The 22419-nt window shown below is 37.0% G+C and carries 20 protein-coding genes; 10 read left to right on the top strand and 10 right to left on the bottom strand.

Going from position 1 to position 22419, the window contains the following annotated elements; translation table 11 throughout:
• Positions 1 to 22: 22 nt before the first annotated feature.
• The 3 genes from gpmI to IWB64_RS10540 are packed head-to-tail and all read left to right on the top strand — an operon-like array spanning position 23 to position 3205.
• Positions 23 to 1540, top strand: a complete 1518-nt coding sequence (gene gpmI, locus IWB64_RS10550; protein ID WP_194533967.1) for a 2,3-bisphosphoglycerate-independent phosphoglycerate mutase — start codon at positions 23 to 25, stop codon at positions 1538 to 1540.
• A gap of 33 nt (positions 1541 to 1573) precedes the next feature.
• Entirely contained in the window at positions 1574 to 2392 is an 819-nt protein-coding gene (gene map, locus IWB64_RS10545; RefSeq protein ID WP_194533966.1) for a type I methionyl aminopeptidase, read from the top strand.
• 42 nt (positions 2393 to 2434) lie between these two features.
• Positions 2435 to 3205: a class I SAM-dependent methyltransferase gene (locus IWB64_RS10540; protein WP_194533965.1), complete on the top strand. Its 771-nt coding sequence runs from the start codon at positions 2435 to 2437 to the stop codon at positions 3203 to 3205.
• On the opposite strand, the gene IWB64_RS10535 is transcribed toward IWB64_RS10540, so the two are convergent.
• The 8 genes from IWB64_RS10535 to IWB64_RS10500 all read right to left on the bottom strand — a co-directional run bounded on the left by IWB64_RS10535 (position 3202) and on the right by IWB64_RS10500 (position 10786).
• The gene (locus tag IWB64_RS10535; RefSeq protein ID WP_194533964.1) at positions 3202 to 4212 is read right to left on the bottom strand and encodes an FAD:protein FMN transferase; all 1011 of its coding nucleotides are present in this window, start codon (positions 4210 to 4212) and stop codon (positions 3202 to 3204) included. The genes IWB64_RS10540 and IWB64_RS10535 overlap by 4 nt on opposite strands.
• Entirely contained in the window at positions 4205 to 4573 is a 369-nt protein-coding gene (locus IWB64_RS10530; protein ID WP_194533963.1) for a Na(+)-translocating NADH-quinone reductase subunit F, read from the bottom strand. The genes IWB64_RS10535 and IWB64_RS10530 overlap by 8 nt, the downstream gene beginning before the upstream one ends.
• A 112-nt stretch (positions 4574 to 4685) precedes the next feature.
• Complete coding sequence (gene nqrF, locus IWB64_RS10525) at positions 4686 to 5993, bottom strand: NADH:ubiquinone reductase (Na(+)-transporting) subunit F (protein WP_194533962.1); 1308 nt, start codon at positions 5991 to 5993, stop codon at positions 4686 to 4688.
• A 2-nt stretch (positions 5994 to 5995) separates the two neighbouring features.
• Positions 5996 to 6733, bottom strand: a complete 738-nt coding sequence (gene nqrE, locus IWB64_RS10520) for an NADH:ubiquinone reductase (Na(+)-transporting) subunit E (RefSeq protein WP_194533961.1) — start codon at positions 6731 to 6733, stop codon at positions 5996 to 5998.
• A gap of 21 nt (positions 6734 to 6754) precedes the next feature.
• Positions 6755 to 7402 (bottom strand): NADH:ubiquinone reductase (Na(+)-transporting) subunit D, encoded by a 648-nt coding sequence (locus IWB64_RS10515; protein ID WP_194533960.1) that lies wholly within the window; start codon positions 7400 to 7402, stop codon positions 6755 to 6757.
• A 1-nt stretch (position 7403) separates the two neighbouring features.
• Positions 7404 to 8153, bottom strand: coding sequence for a Na(+)-translocating NADH-quinone reductase subunit C (locus tag IWB64_RS10510; RefSeq protein WP_194533959.1), 750 nt, complete (start codon positions 8151 to 8153; stop codon positions 7404 to 7406).
• Positions 8154 to 8155: 2 nt separating this feature from the next.
• Entirely contained in the window at positions 8156 to 9430 is a 1275-nt protein-coding gene (locus IWB64_RS10505; RefSeq protein ID WP_194533958.1) for an NADH:ubiquinone reductase (Na(+)-transporting) subunit B, read from the bottom strand.
• A gap of 3 nt (positions 9431 to 9433) precedes the next feature.
• Positions 9434 to 10786, bottom strand: a complete 1353-nt coding sequence (locus tag IWB64_RS10500; RefSeq protein WP_194533957.1) for a Na(+)-translocating NADH-quinone reductase subunit A — start codon at positions 10784 to 10786, stop codon at positions 9434 to 9436.
• Between the two features lie 152 nt (positions 10787 to 10938).
• Between IWB64_RS10500 and IWB64_RS10495 the strand changes: the two genes are divergently transcribed.
• From IWB64_RS10495 to IWB64_RS10475, 5 genes are all read left to right on the top strand, one after another.
• Positions 10939 to 12183 carry a type IX secretion system plug protein gene (locus IWB64_RS10495; protein ID WP_194533956.1) on the top strand — a complete coding sequence of 415 codons (1245 nt, stop codon included), beginning with the start codon at positions 10939 to 10941 and terminating at the stop codon, positions 12181 to 12183.
• Positions 12184 to 12213: 30 nt separating this feature from the next.
• Entirely contained in the window at positions 12214 to 13341 is a 1128-nt protein-coding gene (locus IWB64_RS10490; RefSeq protein WP_194533955.1) for a DUF3667 domain-containing protein, read from the top strand.
• A gap of 11 nt (positions 13342 to 13352) precedes the next feature.
• Complete coding sequence (gene apaG / locus IWB64_RS10485) at positions 13353 to 13739, top strand: Co2+/Mg2+ efflux protein ApaG (protein ID WP_155597605.1); 387 nt, start codon at positions 13353 to 13355, stop codon at positions 13737 to 13739.
• A gap of 209 nt (positions 13740 to 13948) precedes the next feature.
• Positions 13949 to 15577: an L-glutamate gamma-semialdehyde dehydrogenase gene (pruA, locus tag IWB64_RS10480; protein WP_194533954.1), complete on the top strand. Its 1629-nt coding sequence runs from the start codon at positions 13949 to 13951 to the stop codon at positions 15575 to 15577.
• Positions 15578 to 15696: 119 nt separating this feature from the next.
• Positions 15697 to 16209, top strand: a complete 513-nt coding sequence (locus IWB64_RS10475; protein ID WP_194533953.1) for a DinB family protein — start codon at positions 15697 to 15699, stop codon at positions 16207 to 16209.
• A gap of 532 nt (positions 16210 to 16741) precedes the next feature.
• Here IWB64_RS10475 and rsmG read toward each other — a convergent pair.
• Positions 16742 to 17377 (bottom strand): 16S rRNA (guanine(527)-N(7))-methyltransferase RsmG, encoded by a 636-nt coding sequence (gene rsmG / locus IWB64_RS10470; protein WP_194533952.1) that lies wholly within the window; start codon positions 17375 to 17377, stop codon positions 16742 to 16744.
• Positions 17378 to 17484: 107 nt separating this feature from the next.
• Between rsmG and IWB64_RS10465 the strand changes: the two genes are divergently transcribed.
• Positions 17485 to 18588 (top strand): fatty acid desaturase family protein, encoded by a 1104-nt coding sequence (locus IWB64_RS10465; RefSeq protein WP_194533951.1) that lies wholly within the window; start codon positions 17485 to 17487, stop codon positions 18586 to 18588.
• A 92-nt stretch (positions 18589 to 18680) separates the two neighbouring features.
• Positions 18681 to 19889: a pyridoxal phosphate-dependent aminotransferase gene (locus tag IWB64_RS10460; RefSeq protein ID WP_194533950.1), complete on the top strand. Its 1209-nt coding sequence runs from the start codon at positions 18681 to 18683 to the stop codon at positions 19887 to 19889.
• Positions 19890 to 19970: 81 nt separating this feature from the next.
• Here IWB64_RS10460 and IWB64_RS10455 read toward each other — a convergent pair whose 3' ends face one another.
• Positions 19971 to 22121, bottom strand: coding sequence for a reprolysin-like metallopeptidase (locus IWB64_RS10455; RefSeq protein ID WP_194533949.1), 2151 nt, complete (start codon positions 22119 to 22121; stop codon positions 19971 to 19973).
• Between the last annotated feature and the right edge of the window lie 298 nt (positions 22122 to 22419).

Below are 22419 nucleotides of genomic sequence, written 5' to 3'. Positions count from 1 at the left end.
GATAATCTAATTTATCATAGCCATGAACAAAAAAGTAATACTTATGATTCTTGACGGTTGGGGAAAATCTCCCAATCCCAAGGTCTCCGCGGTAGACAATGCAAATACTCCATTTGTTGACTCTCTTTATAAAAACTACCCAAATGCAAACCTTCTTACGGATGGTATGAATGTTGGTCTTCCTGAAGGTCAAATGGGGAATAGTGAAGTAGGACATATGAACCTTGGTGCGGGACGTATCGTTTATCAAGATTTAGCTAAAATAAATCTGGCTGTAAAAGAAAATACGCTTAAAGACGAGAAAGTCTTGAAAGATGCTTTTGCTTATGCCAAGAAAAATAACAAGCCGGTACACTTTTTAGGATTGGTAAGTAATGGTGGGGTTCATAGCCACATCAACCACATTAAAGGACTTATTAAGGCCGGAAATGATTCTGGCGTTAAAAACATGTTCGTTCACGCCTTTACCGATGGTAGAGATGTTGACCCGAAAAGTGGAAAAGGTTTCTTGACCGATCTTAGTGACTTTTGTACCGATAAAAACACAAAATTGGCTTCTGTAGTAGGAAGGTATTTTGCTATGGATCGTGATAAGCGCTGGGAACGAGTGAAAAAAGCCTACGATGTTATGGTGAATGCCGAAGGCGAAAAAACTACTGACATTGGCGCTAAAATGCAAGAAAATTATGATAATGGCGTTACTGATGAATTTATTGAGCCTATCGTAATGACGGATAGTAATGGAAATCCTGTTGCTAAAATCACAGAAGATGATGTAGTTATTTTCTTTAACTTCAGAACTGATCGTGGCCGTGAACTTACTGAGGTACTAAACCAAGTGGATATGCATGAGCAGAACATGCATAAATTAAATTTATACTATGTTACGCTAACAAACTATGACGCATCTTATAAAGGTGTTCATGTAGTTTACGATAAAGCAAATATTGAAGATACCCTTGGTGAGGTTTTAGAAAGAGCACATAAAAAGCAGATTCGTATTGCAGAAACTGAAAAGTATCCACATGTTACTTTTTTCTTTAATGGTGGACGGGAAGAGCCGTTTGATGGTGAACAACGTCTTTTATGTCCTTCTCCTAAGGTTGCCACTTACGATTTGCAACCAGAGATGAGCGCTTACGAAATTAGAGATGCTATTATTCCTGAATTGAAAAAAGGAGAAGTTGATTTTGTTTGTTTGAACTTTGCCAACCCTGACATGGTAGGCCATACAGGAGTTATGTCTGCTGCCATTAAAGCCTGTGAAGTGGTTGATGAATGTGCAAAAGCTGTAGTAACCGCAGGTCTTGAAAACGGGTATACTTCTATTGTAATTGCCGATCACGGTAATTGCGAAACCATGATTAACCCAGATGGTAGTCCAAATACGGCCCATACCACTAATCCTGTTCCGTTGATTTTGGTAGATAAGGACATTAAGAAGATTAAAGATGGTGTTTTAGGCGATATTGCTCCAACCATTTTGAAATTACTAGGTGTTCCACAACCTAAATTAATGACAAGAGAATCTCTTGTATAAAGAATACCATCAAATATTTTTACCTTTGCCGCTATGATTAAATTAAAAACACCCGAGGAAATAGAACTAATGCGTGAAAGCGCCCTAGTAGTATCAAAAACCCTGGGCATGCTGGCATCGGAAATAAAACCAGGTGTCAACGCTCTATTTCTTGATAAATTAGCAGAAGAGTTTATACGGGAACAGGGCGCTGAACCAGGTTTTCTAGGCATGTACGACTTTCCGAATACATTGAATATGAGTCCTAATGCTCAAGTGGTACATGGTATTCCGAACAATGAACCATTAAAAGAAGGCGATATTATTTCCGTGGATTGTGGTTCTCTTAAAAATGGTTATTACGGTGATCATGCGTATACTTTTCCTGTAGGAGAAGTAGCGGAAGAAACTAAAAAGCTATTAAAAGTAGCTAAAGAATCATTGTACTTGGGAATTTCAGAATTCAAAGCTGGAAATCGCGTTGGCGATGTTGCTTTTGCCATACAGAATTACTGTGAAAATCATGGATACGGTGTTGTTCGTGAATTGGTAGGTCACGGATTGGGCAAAAAACTTCATGAAGGACCGGAAATGCCAAACTATGGAAAACGTGGTAGGGGAAAACAATTTAAGGAAGGCCTTGTTGTTGCTATTGAACCTATGATCAACATGGGAACAAGACGTATAAAACAATTAAAGGACGGTTGGACCATCTTAACAGCAGATGGAAAACCAAGTGCGCATTTTGAGCACAACGTAGCCATAGTTAATGGTAAACCTGAATTACTATCTACGTTTCAGTACATTTACGAAGCTTTGGGTATCGAAACTGATGAAGAAGACAATTTCCGCAAGGAAAAAATTGTTCTTTAAATTAGGGCGAACAAAGTTAATTTGTGCAAATTGATGTAATACGTGTCCAAAATTTTCAAGTTTATTCTGAATGCCGTTCCTAGGCCCTTACTTATTAAACTAAGTTACCTGGTACGGCCCATACTAGGACTGTGGATGCGCGGTAATCGTTACGAGGACCCTATTGACGGCAAAAAATTTAAGAGCTTCCTGCCTTACGGCTATGAAAGCCCAAGAGAAAACGTACTCTCGCCTTTTACCTTATCACTAGAAAGGCACCGTTTGTTATGGCTCTACTTAAAAAACGAGACCAACTTTTTTACCGAGAAGCTAAAGGTGCTACATTTTGCTCCCGAACAGGCATTCTACAAACGTTTTAGAAATCTCAAAAATCTAGAATATATAACTACTGATCTTTTATCCCCATTAGCGGATGTGAAGGCAGACATTTGCGATTTACCTTTTGAAGATAATTCCTTTGACGTTATTTTCTGTAACCATGTTCTTGAGCATATTCCTGATGACACCAAAGCCATGCAAGAATTGTATAGAGTTCTTAGAAAGGGTGGTTGGGCTATTTTACAAATCCCTCAAGACCTTGATCGTAAAACTACTTTTGAAGACAATTCCATTACGGACAAAAAAGAACGCGCCAAAATATTCGGCCAGTATGACCACGTACGGATTTATGGTTGGGATTATTTTGAAAAATTAAGAAGCATAGGTTTCATTGTGGAAGAAGTAGACTATACCGCAACGCTTTCTTCAGAAGACATAGACAAATATCGCTTAGCTAAAGGTGAAATAATTCCTTTGGTAAAGAAACCGCTTTAGTTTTTTATTACCAATGCTTCAAAACCAGGCGTCATGAATTCATGCGTTTCTCCCTTTTCATCTATAAAAATAATATAGGCTTCAAGTTCCCGTTTTACGGTCAATAGCTTAAGCACCTTATCCAAATCCATCGCCATAAAAGAAGTAGCATATGCATCTGCCTTTGCACAATTATCTGCTAAAACCGTTGCTGCCAATGTATTTGCATTTTTTGTATATCCTGTAGTTGGATCAATAGTATGAACATATTTTAGCCCTGTTACCGGGTCTTCCCTAAAATGTCTATAGTTTCCAGATGAAGCCAAGGCTCTATCCTCTAGAAGAATGGTAGCTTTCAATTTTCGTTCATTTTCAATTGTAGGGTCATCTATACCTACAATCCATGGTTTTTGTTTGATTTGGTTCTGGCCTTTTGCTACCAACTCCCCTCCTACTTCTAATAAATAATTTTCAATACCCTTGTTATCCATAAGCTTTGCCAGCCTGTCTATGGAATATCCTTTAGCAATAGCATTAAAATCAAAATAGATATTAGGGTTGGATTTACTTATGGTATTTCCTTTCGTAAGTTCTACTTTATTAAAACCTACATATTGTAACAAGCTATCTACACGAGTGCTATCCATCTGTATCTGCTTTTCTGGACCAAACCCCCAAGCATTTACCAATATGCCCACAGTAGGGTCAAAATACCCTTCGGTAGCTCCGTAGACCTCGTGAGACAATTCAAAAACTTCTTGAAACATGTGATCAACTACTACAGTAGAATCACCTTGATTAATCTTAGAAATATCCGATGCAGGAATATAGGTTGACAATGAATGATTAATAGCATCAAAAACAGAATCTACTTGCTGTTGAAGATCCAATTTATCTTGAGACAAATAGATAAGATTATAGGAAGTACCCAACGCACCTCCAGAAGTTTCATTTCTAACCATACCTGACGGATTACCTCCACAGGAAAGTAAAAACAAAATACTTATAAAAGCTAAAAATCTATTCATCTTTAATTTCAATTAAACCAATATAATCTACCACATAAGCCTCATCTAAATACACCGGCAACTCTTGGTTTTCGGCATTTGAAAGTCCTACACCCGCATAATACGTTCTGGCTTCCTGTTTATCCGCATGCTCCTTCATCTTAGCCATTAACGCCTCATCAAACCTACTGGGATTCTCAGGGTAAGCTACATAACGAACAGTGATAAAATGCAACACCTTATCTTTCAAACATACAAACTGCGGATTTCTTTTGGGTTCGCTATTTACTCCCATAAATTCAAAACCTTCAGCTTCCAGTTCCTTCCCTACGATATTCATAGCAAGGTTATGTAATTCACGTTCCGATAATGGTTTGCCCATAACTCTTAAAAATTAGGTCAAAAAAAACCGATGCGCAAACATCGGTTTTTTATTTATTTGATTTGCTAAGGAGTTAAATTTAAACTGTACTCCTTCGCTAATAAAAATCTTATTATCCACCGAAATCATCAAAGCGGATATGCTCATCGGGAATACCGTAGTCTTCACCCATTTTCTGCACTGCTTTGTTCATCAATGGAGGTCCACAGAAATACAATTCAATATCTTCCGGAGACTCGTGAAGGCTTAAATAGTTATCAATAACACAATTGTGTATGAAACCTACAAAACCATCACCAGGAGCATCTATATTCTCTTTAACCTTCCAATTATCTTCTTCAGCAGGTTCTGAAAGTGCCAAATAGAATTTAAAGTTAGGGAAGTTTCTTTCTAATTCTTTAAAGTGCTCAATGTAGAAAAGCTCTCTTTTAGAACGGCCACCATACCAATAGGTAACCTTTCTATTCGTCTTTAACGTATTAAACAAGTGGTACAAATGCGAACGCATTGGCGCCATACCTGCTCCACCACCAACATAAAGCATTTCTGAGTCAGACTCATTAATAAAAAATTCACCGTAAGGACCTGAAATAATTACATCATCACCAGGTTTCAAATTAAATATGTAAGAAGAAGCAACACCAGGGTTAACATCCATCCAACCATTCTTAGCACGATCCCATGGTGGGGTCGCGATACGAACGTTCAACATAATCTCTCTACCTTCAGCTGGGTAAGAAGCCATAGAATAGGCTCTCTCAACAGTCTCAGGGTTTTTCATTACTAATGGCCAAAGATTAAACTTGTCCCATTCAGCTTGAAATTTATCTGGAGTTTCGTGCTCTTCTGGGTGAGCTGTAATATCAATATCAGCATACTTAACCTCACATTGAGGAATTTCAATCTGAATATATCCACCAGCTTTGTATCCCATATCCTCAGGAATCTCAACTACAAATTCCTTGATAAAAGATGCTACGTTGTAATTACGAACAACTTTACCCGGCCATTTTTTAATCCCGAATACCTCCTCAGGAATTGTGATATTCATGTCCTGTTTCACTTTCACCTGACAGGCTAAACGTGCACCTGAATTCAATTCTCTTTTAGAGAAGTGAGGCGTTTCCGTAGGAAGTGCTTCACCACCACCAGAAAGTACATGACACTCGCATTGTATGCAAGTACCACCACCACCACATGCAGATGGTAAAAATATTTTTTGGTTACCTAAAGTAGTAAGTAATGAACTACCTGAACCAACTTCAATTTTCTTTTCTCCGTTAATTGTAATGGTAACCGGCCCCGAAGGAGATAGTTTTTCTTTGGTGAACAATAAAAGGGCCACCAAGACCATCAATAGTATCAAAAAGGCGACAACGGTGATTAAAATCGTTCCTCCAGTACTTGCAGCTAATAGCATATCTATTTGTTTATGGCGTCGTTATAAGAGATTTCCTTGGTATCAATCTCTTCTTTAATTTTTTTCTTCTCTATCACTTTTTCAGCAGTAGTTTCTTCAACTGGTGCAGGAGCATCATCGCCACCTGTTAACATACCTCCAAAACTCTGAAAACCAATACCCATTAATCCGGTAATGATAAAAGTAATTCCCAACCCACGTAATGGAGCAGGAACGTTTGAATATCTGATTTTTTCACGAATCGCGGCAATAGCCAAAATAGCTAAGAACCAACCAATACCAGAACTAACACCATAATTGAATGCTAGACCCAACGTTTGAATATCTCTAGCCTGCATAAAAAGTGACCCCCCTAAAATAGCACAGTTTACTGCTATTAAAGGCAAGAAAATACCTAAAGAGTTATATAGCGAAGGTGAAAATTTCTCTACCACAATCTCTACCAACTGAACCATTGTTGCAATGGTCGCGATAAAAAGAATGAACGAAAGAAAGCTTAAGTTATAATCTGCGTATTCAGGTCCTAACCAGACCAATGCACCGTCTCTTAATAGATACTGATCCAATAACCAGTTTAAAGGAACGGTAACGGCAAGTACAAAAATTACAGCAGCTCCTAAACCTACAGCAGTGGCCACCTTTTTGGAAACCGCCAGGTAAGAACACATCCCCAAGAACACGGCGAACACCATGTTATCTATAAAGATGGATTTAAAAAACAATTCAATATGCTCTAACATAATTCTATCTTTTTACCTTAATTAATGATCTTCGACCAATGCCGGATTTCTTGAACGTTGTACCCATATGATAATACCTACAACAATAAGAGCCGCCGGTGGAATAATCATAAAACCATTGTTTTCATACCCTGTAGCATAAAGACCTGTCTTTTCAATAGGGTTTCCTAATACAGGATACCCGAACAAAGTTCCAGAACCGAAAAGCTCCCTAAAGAAACCAACGATTATTAAAATTACACCGTACCCAAGTGAATTCCCTATTCCATCAAGAAAAGACCTCCACGGACCGTTTGCTAAAGCAAAAGCTTCAAAACGTCCCATAATAATACAGTTGGTAATAATAAGCCCAACGAATACAGAAAGTGTTTTACTCAGTTCATAGGCGAATGCCTTCAAGACCTGATCCACAATAATTACCAATGTGGCAACTACGATCAATTGAACGATAATTCTAATTTTTGATGGAATAATATTTCGCATCAATGAAATAACAACGTTACCCATAGCAAGTACGAACAGTACCGAAACAGCCATTACTACAGAGGCTTTTAACTCTGCTGTAATTGCTAAAGCGGAACAAATACCCAATACCTGTATAGTAATAGGGTTATTATCTGCTAGTGGATCCGTTATTAGATGTGCATCCTTCTTTGTTAATAGTCCCATATTATTTTGCGCTAACGGTTTGTAAATAGTCTTTATAGAGTTTTAAACTCTCTTTGATCATAGCAGAAACGCCATTACCTGTAATAGTAGCACCAGCTAAAGCATCTACCTCATTATCATCCTTGGTGTTGTTTAGAGGGTCATTATTACCTTTTGCCACAGCTATACCGGCATACTCCGTTCCCTTTAAAATGCTTTCACCTGTAAAGTCATCCATAAAGTAACGTTGCTTTATATTTGCCCCTAAACCTGGAGTTTCACCCTTATGGTCAAAATAAACACCCTGTACAACCATTTTATCATCTAGCGCAATGAAGCCCCAAATAGCATCCCAAAGTCCTTTTCCGTACATAGGAATGATGTAGTATTTCTTACCATCTTTCTCTCCTATCATCAAAGGAAGCTTTGCGGTTCCACCCTTACCGGCGATTGCCATTTGCTTTTTCATGTCGATTAGATAAGCACTGTCATCTTCGGTAATTTTATCACCTTCAATAACCAATTGCTCTTTGATATAGCTTTTAAACTCATCTTCTACTTTATCGGTAGAAACAAAATTTACACTACCCTCATCAACATTATCATTTACACCCATGGCGTAAAGAATGTTCTGTTGTTTCTCGAACCGTTCGTTCTCGGTTATTCTATCTTTAAGACTAGACGCCGCAAAAGCTAAAATAGAACCTACTACCACTACCATAATGGCAGCGAAAATAACGGTGTATGAATTCTTATCTGTATTGATTGCCATAATTATACGGTTTCTGCGTGAAGTTCGTTTGCCTTGCCAGCTGAATCTTTTGGCAAGATGGTTGCATTTTTCAATCGTTTCAATCTACGTTTTACGTTTCCACGAACCACATAATGGTCAATTGTTGGAGCAAATACGTTCATTAGAAGTATTGCCAAGAAAACACCTTCTGGATATGCCGGGTTGAACACACGAATCATTACCGAAAGGAAACCAATGAAGAAACCATAGAACCATTTACCACGATTTGTTTGTGCTCCTGTAACAGGGTCGGTTGCCATATAAACAATACCGAAAGCCAAACCACCAACAATAAGATGTTGCCAGAAAGCAAAGCTCATTAGACCGTAAAATTTACTTGTTTCGCCAATCCATCCTTGATCAACTATTCCATTAAAAACTAAGCCCATTACCAAAGAACCTATTACGGCACTCAACATAATACGCCAGCTAGCTATCTTACTAAAGATTAAGAACAACCCACCTAAAAGGATTAAGAAGGTTGAAGTTTCACCAACTGAACCAGGAATAAAACCAAAGAACATATCTGAAACTGTATAAGACATTTCCGCTCCTTTATTCTGTGCCAAATATCCTAAGATAGTCTCACCAGAAATAGCATCAGGACCACCAGCGCGCTCTACAGCTTGGTAAACCCAAACCTTATCACCACTCATCCAAGTAGGATAAGCGAAGAATAAGAATGCTCTAATTGTAAGGGCTGGGTTAAGAATGTTCATTCCTGTACCGCCAAACACCTCTTTACCTATAACCACACCAAAAACAACGGCTACAGATAACATCCAAAGTGGCGTATCTATTGGTACAATTAACGGAACTAGCATACCTGTTACCAAGTATCCTTCTTCTACTTCATGACCTTTAATAACAGCAAAAATAAATTCTACCAAAAGTCCTACTCCATAGGATACAACTACCAACGGAAGCACTTTTATAATCCCGATCCAGAAATTGTCCCAAGTAAGAAAGTCGTTCATTAAAGAGAATTCCTGTGGAAACCCATTAATAGCAGAAAAATGCTGATACCCTGCATTAAACATTGAAAAAATCAATACCGGAACCAAGGCCATAATAACCGTATTCATGGTACGCTTTAAATCATCTGCCGCTCTAACATGAGAACCTGAATGTGTTGTCTCATCAGGAGCAAATAAAAATGTGTGCAGTGCATTAAATGCAGGTGCCATTTTCTTACCGCGATAATGGTGCTTTAAAATGTGCAGCCTTTTCTTGAAAGTCAGTTTTTTATCACTCATCTTTTATCCTATTTCTTTATGCAATAGATCTAATCCTTCTCTAATAATCTGTTGATGCGGTTGTTTTGAAACACAAACAAACTCAGTCAACGAGAAATCCTCTGGTGCCACTTCATAAAGCCCCAGTTGCTCCATCTCATCCAAATCTTTTATCATACATGCTTTAAGCAACTGCATAGGAAAGATATCCAATGGAAATACTTTTTCATACATACCAGTTACCACAAACGCACGATGTTCTCCGTTTGTATTGGTAGTAAGGTCGTACTTTTTATTTGGTTGCATCCAAGAGAATGTTAATGCTCTTGTAGCCGATATTTTTTTGAATACAGGCTTGTTCCATCCAAACAATTCATAATCGTCTCCTTCTGGAATAGCAGTTACCGTATTATTATAATACCCTAAATGACCATCTGGAGCCGATTTTGATCCCGTAAGAACATCACCATTTATTACTCTAAAATTATCTCCTTCTACACCACTAGCGTATAAGAAGGTAGAGATTTCAGTTCCAATCTTGGTTGTATAATATTTTGGAGCTTTAACCGAAGAACCTGCCAAAGCAACAGTACGTTCTGCATTAAACTTACCGGTCAACAACAACTCACCAATTATCACCAAATCCTGAGGTGTAACCGTCCAAACTGTTTCTCCTTTATTAATAGGATTTATTCTATTAATCTGCGTACCCACTAAACCAGCTGGGTGCGGACCAGAAACCTTATGCAATTCAACCCCTTTTAAACCGGCCAATGGTGAATTTTCAGATTTCCCAACGGAAACATGAACCTTGCCTGGCGTTAATTTATCCAAAGCGGTAATTGCAGCTTGAAGCTCTTTTTCCTTCCCTTGCAACACATAGTTTAAGTCTGCTGCCAAAGGTGCCGTAACATAACCTGAAACAAAAATTGCTTTAGGATTTGCATCCGGATCTGCAACAATATCGTACGGGCGTTGTTTAATAAAAGGCCAAACACCGCCTTTTAAAAGGTATGCTTTTACCTCTTCCTTAGAAGCACTTTCAACATTCAACAAATCGTGTACAACAGCTGCCTGCTCTTTATCTGCCAAAATCTTAAGTGAGAGAATGCGTCTTCGCGCTCCTCTTACAATCTCAACAAGTTCACCACTTACCGGTGATACGAAAAGCATGCTTTCCCTGTTTTTATTGTAAAAAAGTGGTTCTCCCGCTTTGACTTCAGCACCCTGTTTTACCAACATTTTGGGTGTGACTCCGTGAAAATCGCTTAAGCCAATAGCATAAACGTTACTTAAAACGGCTTTTGATGTAGTTTGCTCTGCAGCTCCAACAAGATTTATGTTCAAGCCCTTTTTAATCCTGATGTCTTTAGACATATTGTTCTAGACCTTAGGTTAACAAAATTTGCAGCAAAAATAATACTAAAAGGATTGTTTTCATAATAAATGCCTAGAAATTTAGACATCATACCGATCAAAATTTTTTAGGTACGCTTTTTGTTTACCTTTACCTCAAAAAATAGCCGGTAATGCGCTTGAATCTTATACCATTTTTTTTCTTCTTTCTGACATCTTCATTATGTGCTCAGGTTCAATTAGAGGTCAACCCGCCCGAGAACATTAAAACCGTAATTTTTGGAGGACCCACAGAGGACCAATTCCCTGTCATAGAGCTTGGAGAGACCATGAAACTGGAGTTTGATGACATTACCGCCTCCGAAAGTGATTACTACTACAAAATCATTCACTGCAACTACGATTGGCAACCTTCTCAACTTTTAAAATCACAATACCTTAGTGGCGTAGACAACCAACGTATTACAAATTACGAGAACAGCTATTCTACCCAACAGTCTTATTCTAATTATAAATTATCAATTCCCAACGATAATGTAGGCCTAAAAGTTAGTGGAAATTACGTTCTAGAAGTATATAATGACAATTATGAACTTCAATTTTCAAGGCGCTTCGTTGTTTACAAGGATTTAGTAACCGTAGGAGGAGTTGTTAAACGCTCTCGCGATTTTAATTTCATAAACGAAAAACAAGTAGTTCAATTTAGTATTAATGCTGGAAATTTTCAACTAGTAAATCCAAAGAAAGAAGTAAAAGTTGCCATTTTACAAAATCACCAATGGGAAACGGCACTTTATGATGTAGCGCCTCAATATACAATAGGTACCGAATTGGTATATAAATATGACCAAGAAACCAGTTTTTATGGCGGTAATGAATTTTTAAACTTTGACACTAGTGACCTTAGGGCTCCTACCTCACAAATCTCAAAAATAGAAATTAACGACCTTTACGACCATTATTTATTTGTAAATAGGTACCGAGCAGATAATGAATATACGTACTACCCAGATATTAATGGTGATTTTCTTGTCCGTACACTACAAGGAGATGACTACTCTAGGGAGGCGGAATACACCAGAGTCCATTTTGCTTTGCCCTATGATGAAAGATTGGGATTAGACGAAGTTTACGTTTTCGGAAAGCACAACAACTATGCTTTAACTGAAGAAAACAAGATGGTCTACAATGAGAACAATGGCATGATGGAAGCCGAAATAAAACTCAAGCAAGGCTTCTACAATTACAAATACGTTATAAAACGTGAAGATGGTACAATAGAAATTAATACTATTGGCGGTAATTTTCATTTCACGGAGAATAACTATTTAATATTGGTGTACTATAGAAATTTTGGCGATTTATACGACAGCATTATTGGCGTTGGGTCCGCAAACTCTAGAAATATCAGTAATTAGATTATATTTATCCTTAATTCTTTTGGATAAATGACCAACAAGCTCTCCGACTCAGGAAAAGGAAGGTACAAATTGAACTACAGAGGTACTAAATGCCTTAATTGCGGGCACCCTTTGGACATGAGCGATAAATACTGTCCTAATTGCTCTCAGGCAAACAGCACCAAGAAAATAACCCTTAAAGATTATTTAGATGAATTTTTCGGAACTATAATTTCGTACGATTCACGATTGCTCCGTACGCTATCCACCCTATTAATCAAACCAGGAAAAATAACAAAAAGTTATATAGATGGAAAACGTATTTCTTACACCAATCCATTTCGGTTTTTACTTAGTCTTGCCATAATCTTCTTTCTTATCATTAACCTTAGCGGTAATTTTTCAAAATACGACAGGTATGGAACTAATGACATTTCTGAAATAGAAGATTTTGCCAGCGAATGGACAATGGACATAGATACTACTGATGCCATTGAACTTTCTCAGCAGTTGGATTCCATTAAAACAGCTATAAATTATGATGGATATAAAAAACAAAAGCATGAACGCGATTCTCTCATACTTCTTGACCCGATTGCTTATTTTGAGAAAATCGACCAAGGCTCACTTGGAGAACGAAATAATCAAAAACAAGCTTTTTTCTCTACCATTTTAAATCGTGATACCATTTACGATTTTCAAGATCTGTTAAATAAATACAAGCTTCCCGAAACTTTTGAAAATAAATTGATATTCAACGGTATGAACGGGTTTCATAAATTTAAAAAGTCGCCCGGAAGTTTTCTTAGTGCATTAATTTCAAAATTACCGTTCGTCGTATTTTTCTTTTTACCAGCCTTTACCGTCTTCATTTGGTTGATATATGTCAGAAAAAAATACAGTTATACCGATCATTTGATATTTAGTTTTCACAACACCGCATTATTATTTATCTTGCTCATTCTTAGCTATTTGATTGATTCAATTTTCAAAGTAAATAGTAATTGGATTTTTATTTTAATTTTTGCGATATACCTTTTTATAGCTATGCGAAATTTTTACAGTCAAGGCATATTTAAAACTATTGTTAAATATCTTTTTCTGAACACTATTTTTTTTATATTGGCTATTATTACAACGGTATTACTTTTTACCGGTAACATTATTACCTTTTAGAAGGAAAACATATGATCACACAAGTAACTAAAGGCATTAAGATTTCAGTAAACACTAGTTTTGAAGGAACCTTCTTCAAGAACTATAAGATGCACTTTGCTTTTGGCTACACGATTACTATAGAGAATCAAAGTAAAGATTCTGTTCAGCTCACCTCTCGTCATTGGAAAATATACGATGCTCTTAACGAATTAGAGGTGTTAGACGGCGAAGGCGTAATTGGCAAAAAACCAGTTATAAAACCTGGAGAATCGCACACCTATACATCTGGCTGCCTTTTAACTTCGCCTATTGGAGCAATGAAAGGTCATTATAATATGGTCAACTTTAGTTCTACCGAAAAATTTAGGGTCTATATCCCTACTTTCAAATTTCATGCACCTTTCGCATTAAATTAGACCATCCTCTTTCAATTTCCATAGCTTTTTACGCTTTAACCTAGCAATCTGGTAGCATATAGTCCCCTATGTGGTTTCATTTCACATATGCATTTATTTCATTAAGGTTTTTTTAGCATAATCCTTTTGCGTCATTAGTGCTTAGGCAGTTTTTTATTCGCACTAAGAATCCTACCTTTGCGCTCTATTTTTAACTTAATAAAAGCATTATGGGCAAAGGTTTTTTTCATGTACCGACAGCGATTAACGAACCAATAAAAAGTTATGCGCCGGGCACTTCTGAAAGAGAAGAAGTTCTTGAACAGTACCGTTCTTATTTTAACGGTAGCGTAGATGTACCATTATATATAGGTAGCGAAGAAATTAAGACAGGGAACACCAAGCCTATGTCTCCTCCACATGACCACAAACATATTGTAGGTCAATATCATGTTGCTGAAAAGGCGCATGTTACAAAAGCTATTGACAATTGTTTAGCTTCAAGGTCTGCTTGGGCAGATTTAACCTGGGAGCAACGTGCTGCCGTATTCTTGAAAGCTGCAGAATTGATTGCAGGGCCATACCGCGCCAAGATCAATGCTGCAACCATGATTGCACAATCAAAAAACATATACCAAGCTGAAATTGATGCAGCCTGTGAGTTGATTGATTTTCTACGTTTTAATGTGGAATACATGTCACAGATTTACGATCAGCAGCCAGATTCAGCAGAAGGTATTTGGAACCGCGTAGAATACAGACCTCTTGAAGGTTTCATATATGCTATTACTCCTTTTAACTTTACAGCTATTGCCGGAAACCTTCCTGCAAGTGCTGCAATGATGGGGAACGTAGTTGTTTGGAAACCTAGTGATAGTCAAGTTTTCTCTGCTAAGGTTATTGTTGATATTTTCAAAGAAGCCGGTCTTCCTGATGGCGTTATTAACGTAGTTTATGGTGACCCAGTAATGATTACTGAAACTGTTTTGGCTAGCCCAGACTTTGCAGGTATTCACTTTACAGGTTCAACACATGTTTTCAAAGAATTATGGAAACAAATAGGTAACAACATTCACACCTATAAAACATATCCAAAAATAGTTGGTGAGACCGGTGGAAAAGATTTTATCGTTGCACACCCATCAGCAAAACCTCAACAAGTAGCTACGGCAATTGTTCGTGGTAGTTTTGAATTTCAAGGACAAAAATGTAGCGCAGCTTCTCGTGTTTACCTCCCTAAATCACTTTCAGAAGAAATTCTTGAGTCTGTAAAGAAAGATATAGCATCTTTCAATAAACCAGGTAGCCCAGAAGACATGTCTAACTTTATAACAGCAGTTATTCACGAAGCCTCTTTTGATAAACTGGCAAAGTATATTGATCAGGCAAAGAAAGATGACAATGCAGAAGTTATTGCAGGTGGAAACTATGATAAGTCTAAAGGGTACTTTATAGAACCCACAGTTATTCTTACTACAGACCCAAAATACACTACAATGGAGACCGAATTGTTCGGTCCTGTTGTTACTATTTATGTTTACGAAGACAAGGACTGGTCAGAAACCTTGAAATTAGTTGACGGAACTTCTGAATATGCATTAACTGGTGCAATTCTTGCAACAGACAGATATGCTATTGACGAAGCTACAGTAGCGTTACAAAATTGCGCAGGTAACTTCTATATTAACGACAAGCCTACTGGTGCCGTAGTTGGTCAGCAGCCATTTGGAGGAGCTAGAGCTTCAGGAACAAATGACAAGGCCGGTTCTGCACAGAACTTGTTGAGATGGGTTTCTCCTCGTCTTATAAAAGAGACTTTTGTAACTCCAATAGACTACAGATATCCTTTTTTAGGTTAGAATAAGTAACATTTTACACTGATAATCAGTATTTTATTATCAATTTTTATTAGATTCCCCAATTCCTCGATTATCAAATCATGGGTTGGGGAATTTATTTAACCACTAAAACTAAGAAAATGAAAAAACTAGTAGTAGCGGCATTCTTAATGGTAGCAACCATGACGTTTGCGCAAGAAAAATTAACACAGAACACAATTCAAGGAGTTTTACAAGGAAATCAAGGACAAGTAGTTGCTTTGGCAGAAGCTTTTTCAGAAGAGCAATATGATTGGCGCCCTACGGAAGGTGTAAACTCGGTTGCAGAAGCATTATTACATGTTGCCGGAGGCAACTATTATTTAGCTTCTAAAATGGGTTTTGCTCCACCAGAAGGGGTGGATGTAATGAATCTATCAAAAATTACAGGAAAAGAGAACATCATTGCTGCTCTTAAGCAATCCAACGAATTTGTTCTGGAAAAGGTAGTTCTGGTAGAAGATGACCAGTTTGCAGAAGAGGTTGATTTTGGTTTTGCCAAAATGAATATGCTTGGAGGCCTATTGGCAATAATGGAACACAACGGAGAGCACAAAGGGCAACTAATAGCTTACGCTCGTTCCAACGGAGTTACACCACCTTGGAGTAAATAATCACTTCAAAAGGATAAAAAAAAGTCCCCTGACACAAATGTGTCAGGGGACTTTTTTGTGACTGAATTTCAAATTTCATCGATGAACTACACAATTTAAGTACTTAGTTAACGTTATGTTTACATTAAAATAACATAATAGCGGTATTGTAAACTTATAAAGACTTTAGAAAAGCACACACATAAAACATAAATTATTTATTTACAACTAGTTACAATACGTTTCTCACTATTAACTTTTGCCGAATTAAAGGCTATTTCAACAGTCTAGAAGTCTCATTTTCAACCCAAAACATAAATATAAACAGCAGTAAAATACTTTTAATGTAAATTTAACGTTAAGTAATTGTAAATTAAACGTATTAATTACGTACTTTGTATCAACTGTAAAAAATGGAAAATTATGAATATGCAGAAAATATACAGTAAATCACGAATGATTACAGACTGTCTAATCATACATGTATGGGGGCATTTAAAAATTTACGCAAAGAAATATAGAAGGTCATATTACCAACTATTGAGCTTATAGTTTAGCCCTTGAATTTCATAGGTAAGTATACTACCTTTTTAGTTTCAAAGAAGGGATCATCAAAATAGTCGGTAAGGTCATACATTTCTATGGCCTTATATCCTTCAAGCTCCTCAGCCAAATCCCCTCCTTTTAGATAAAGAATTCCGTTTCGTCTCTCGTGTTGTGATTCTTTCTTTATTTTTCCTTTCACCCAGTGTACAAAAGTTGGCATTGCAGCAACTGCCCTACTTACGATAAAATCATATTCACCTTTGGTTTCCTCCACTCTGGCATTAATAGCAGTCACGTTATCAAGCTCTAAGCCTTCAACAACCTCCTTAACTACCTTTATTTTTTTCCCAATAGAATCTACTAAAGTAAATTGTACCTCAGGAAATAATATAGCCAAAGGAATACCTGGAAAACCACCACCAGTACCTACATCAAGAACCGAAGAACCATCTTTAAATTGCTGAACCTTAGCTATTCCGGTTGAATGTAGAACGTGTCTCAAATAAAGCTCATCTATATCTTTACGAGAAACCACGTTTATTTTTTGATTCCAGTCTTTATACAACTCTTCTAGCAATATGAAGCGTTTTTGTTGAAGATCTGATAAATTGGGAAAATATTTAAAAACTAATTCGGCAGTCATGCGTATCTTTGTATAGTTACAAAACTACTATATTCATCGATGAAATAGCATTTTCTCGACATTTAAAGCTGTGCATTTCTTCGATATTTATTTATAATACTACTTATATGGACCAAAAAACAATACGATTCTCCAGAAAGGACTCTGCTCAATTCTTCAGGACGTTGAATAAGCGTGTAAACGACTATTTTAAAGACAATAAATTAAAAAAAACAGGTAATTGGCGCTTGCACGTTAAAACAGTAATCATGTTCGCCCTTTTCCTGACACCTTATTTTTTGATTCTAACCTTAGGACTTCCCATTTGGGCTAATCTTATCCTAACTATTGTTATGGGTGTTGGTATGGCCGGCGTAGGTATGAATGTTATGCATGATGGTAACCATGGCGCCTATTCCAACAAGAAATGGGTTAACAAAATCATGGGCGGCAGTATTTATATTTTAGCTGGGAATGTCTACAATTGGCAAGTTCAGCACAACGTACTGCATCATACGTATACCAACATTCATGAGCACGACGAAGACATGGAAGCAGGTCGTATTCTTCGTTTTTCGAAACATGCAGAATGGCAAAAGCATCACAAATTTCAACATTTTTATTCTGTTTTACTTTATGGCCTATTAACTTTTAACTGGGCCATTACTACAGATTTCCAACAAATGTACCGTTATATGAAACGCAAACTTGCCTATGGAAAACTCCCAAGTGCAGCAGTAAACTGGAGCACCCTTGTTATTACAAAAATTCTATACATAACTATCTGGATTGTTCTTCCCCTTATTTTTGTTGATATGGCTTGGTGGATGATTCTTATTGGTTTCTTTATCATGCACTATGTAGCTGGTGTTATTTTAAGTGTGGTCTTTCAATTAGCCCATATTGTTGATGATGCCGATACACCACTGCCTGATGCATCTGGCACCATGAAAAATACTTGGGCTATACATCAATTATTTACAACGGTAAATTTCGGTACTAAAAATAGGATAGTAAATTGGTTTACAGGTGGTTTAAATCACCAGGTAGAGCATCATATTTTCCCTAACATTAGCCATGTACATTACACAAAAATTGCAGAAATTGTGAAAGAAACAGCAAAAGAATTTAATTTGCCATACAACGAGTATGAAACTACTCGAAAAGCTATAATTTCGCACTTTAAACATTTAAAGGAGCTTGGTAAAAGACCTACCATGAACCTACAATAGACGCAATTAAAGAAATTTTATTAACACGAATAGTTTAAGATAACTGTCAACTATTTATTTAAATTATTCAGTGTACAAACCTTAGCTTTATTATGACACCATCAACTGCTACAAAAAATCAACTATCTGACCGCATAAACAGCCTTACGCCTTCGGCTACTTTGGAAATGGCTGCTAAGGCACGAGAATTACGTGCAGCGGGAAAAGACATTATCGGTTTAAGTTTGGGTGAGCCAGATTTCAACACACCTGATTATATTAAAGAAGCCGCAATAAAAGCGATTAACGAAGATTACAATTCATATACACCCGTAGATGGATACGTAGATTTGAAGACCGCTGTTATTACTAAATTTAAGAGAGATAACGGCATCAGTTATGAGCCTTCTCAAATTGTAGTTTCAACTGGAGCAAAACAAGCACTATACAATGTCGCACAAGTTATTTTAAATGAAGGCGATGAAGTTATTTTACCTTGTCCTTACTGGGTAAGCTATAGTGATATCGTTAAACTGGCTGATGGTGTACCTGTAGAGGTCGCTACAAGCCTAGAAAGCGATTTTAAAATGACTCCTGAGCAATTGGAAGCTGCAATTACACCAAAAACTAAAATGCTTTGGTACAGCTCTCCTTGCAACCCAAGTGGCTCTATCTATAGCAAAGCGGAGTTACGTGCTTTAGCAGACGTTTTACAAAAATACCCACAGATTATTGTGGTTAGTGATGAGATATACGAACACATCAACTACGGTGTAACCGAGCACGCCTCTATGGCTGCTTTTGACGATATGTTTGACCGTACCGTTACGGTAAACGGAGTTGCGAAAGCATTTGCAATGACCGGTTGGCGTATCGGCTATATTGGTGGACCAGCATATATAGCTCGTGCTTGTAACAAATTACAAGGACAGGTTACTAGTGGTGCCAACTGTATAGCACAACGTGCAGTAATCACCGCATTACTTGAGTCTCCAGACCGCATAAAATACATGGTAGACGAGTTTAAAGAGCGTAGAACAATCATTCTTGAACTTTTGAATGCTATAGACGGATTTAAATGTAATGAGCCAGATGGTGCTTTTTATGTATATCCTGATGTAACTGCTTATTTTGGAAAAACCTTGAATGGCGTTACTATAAACAACGCTTCTGATTTTGCCTTATACCTTTTAGAGTATGCAAACGTAGCTACTGTTACCGGTGATGCTTTTGGAAATGGAAACTGTATTCGTATTTCTTACGCTGCAGCGGAAAAGGAAATTAGAGAAGCTATTTCTAGGATTGAGAAAGCTTTAAAATAATATCCTTAAGTTATCATACTTAATTGTAAAAAGGGAGGACATTTAAACGTCCTCCCTTTTCATATATAAATTTTCCTTCTACTAGTTACCTCTATATTTATTGAGGTCTTTTTCTATCTTATCTACCTTTTTGCCGCTGTCATTAGACTTAATAAAACTGATAATCTCATTTAGATGCTCACTACTAGATGCTGCCCCGTAAGTTTTAGCAAATTGCTCAGTTCTAGTGGTTGCAATATCTATTAAAGACTGTGCTTTTTTCTGATCAGCCGTAAGAGTTTTAAAACCTGCATTTTCTTGAGAAGCACTTTTTACCATAGCCTGCGGTGTATCTTCTTTAAAGCTCATCATCTTATAATCTTTCATATAAGGCATTGCCAAGGCCATTGCAGCATGTATAGAAGCATTGCTCTCCGGTACAGTTTCTACAACTTTCAGTAAAGCATCATTACCGGATTCAAGCACACGACTACCGTTAAAAAATAGAACACGAGCAACTTCTTCTGTAAAATATTGATTTGCCAACAACTGAGTTTCCGTTGTTTTAGGTAAAAGTACCTCTAAATCAACATTATTAGAACCGTACACCTGATTATCTCTTTCTACCATAACAGTAATTTTATAGCTTCCGCTATCTTTTATATACCAACCATCTGGGCCTGCAGAAATAAAATGCTTTTGCGTTATACTCTCATTAGGTAAAAGTATCTGCTCCTTTTGATTCAATAGATACTCTACAAAACTACGAACCTTTGAAACCTTACCATTAGGACCTTGAATAAGAACCATAACGTTTTTAAGGTTATTTAAAAGATGCTTATTCACTGCCATTGGTGCTCCTGAAGAATTACTCAATTTAAGCTCTAAATAGACCGGCTCTAGAAACTCCACTACCTGATTGTCTTGAACTACGCTTATCTCTAGCGATAATCTGTTATCTGTAACTATATGCTCATCTTCAAAAGCATGATTATCAAACCAATCACTATTACCCATTTCCACAAAATTGTTAGGTGCATGCCTCAAAAACAAAAGTTCATTATCTGTAAATCTAAAATCGAAATCAGAATAAAAAGCATTTTGACCTCCACTTACATTATAAGGGTAATTCATGAAACTACGATCTTCCGGATTATTAACTAATGGAATCCAAGAAGAGCCAAAACCAGGATAATTTTTCTGCCATGAATGTGCCAAATTAAAGGCATGACCCATCTCGTGAGCCGCTGTCCAAAACTTGGAACGCTTAACAAAGGCTGCCGGATTGCTATCTCCCGCCGGTGCATCATTAATAAACGATTCATAGAAAATTGCCGTTCCCTGTCTGTGATTAGGTCCTATATCATCGAACATAATACCCCCTAAACCGGACCCCATATCATGTTGTTTGGCAAAGAAAGTCCACAAAGCCCATTTAGGAGCAGCACTAAATTTTGACCAATACGCCTGCATAGCATCGTGCATTTCCATATTACTCCACTTACCATTAGCGCCTTTTAATGACGAAAGAACCTCATCATCACCAGACCGAGAAACATTGAAACCAGCCCGTTGATACACCTTTGGTAAACTTAAATTCTCATTGGTTAAATCTGATGGTCTGTTCGGGTGATCATGTGTATTAATATCCAATACCGGTTGCACACCTTCTTCAAAATCAAATTCAAAATCAATCTTTCTGTAATACGAACTACTAAAATTGTATGTCGATATTTTTTGTGTTGCCCCTCCTCCATAAAAAGTTACTTTAGCTTTTTTATTCTTAGGAAAAATAGAATTCACAAGTTCTATTTTCAAGTATTTATAACCAAAGGAAGTCACGTTACCATGCTTAAACCAAATTTTCCCTAAATACCCGTTACCGGATTTACTCAATTTAGCCACATAATGAACCCCAGGAAACCTTAAGTAACCGCTAGCAGTCATTAATGGGAACTGACCATCAATATCCAGTCTAAATTCTTCATAGGAAAAGAAGGGTATAATTGGCAAACTAGCCCGTTCTTCTTCATTTAGAATATCCAAATCTATGGCACTTTCCATGCCTGTTGGTTTTGACTTTATCGGTATTTTAGGAAATACCGGATAGAACTTACTTTTTTTAATATACAGACCACTACTTCTGTACCAAAGTGGTAAAAACTGAGCCTGTTGCTCTAGCCCTTCAGGAGTCATTTCTCCCTCCAAATCAACTACATTTTCAATACTTGAATCTAAAACTTTTTTTCCCATAATAAGCATCTTTTATATTAATAAAACTTGTTGCTATAAACTTCAAAATATAAGATGAAATACATCTCAATTTTGTCAGGGGAAAGTTGAAAAATGAGTCTGTAAGAAAAGGAAATCACATGTAACTTACAAACTACTCTTTATATCAAAAGTTTATAAATGTAAGATTTTAACTACTTGAAATAATGAATAATGTATAAATAGGTATATTAAAATGACAAACTGCTTGAATGTTTGTACAAATGGAGAAAATTATTTCAAAAAATAGAGCAGCAAACTAACAGGAATATACGTGTCT

Source organism: Zobellia nedashkovskayae, from assembly GCF_015330125.1.
Classification (GTDB): Bacteria; Bacteroidota; Bacteroidia; order Flavobacteriales; family Flavobacteriaceae; genus Zobellia; species Zobellia nedashkovskayae.
The sequence above is the reverse complement of the archived record's forward strand: the minus strand, read 5'-3'. Positions and strand labels throughout refer to the sequence as shown.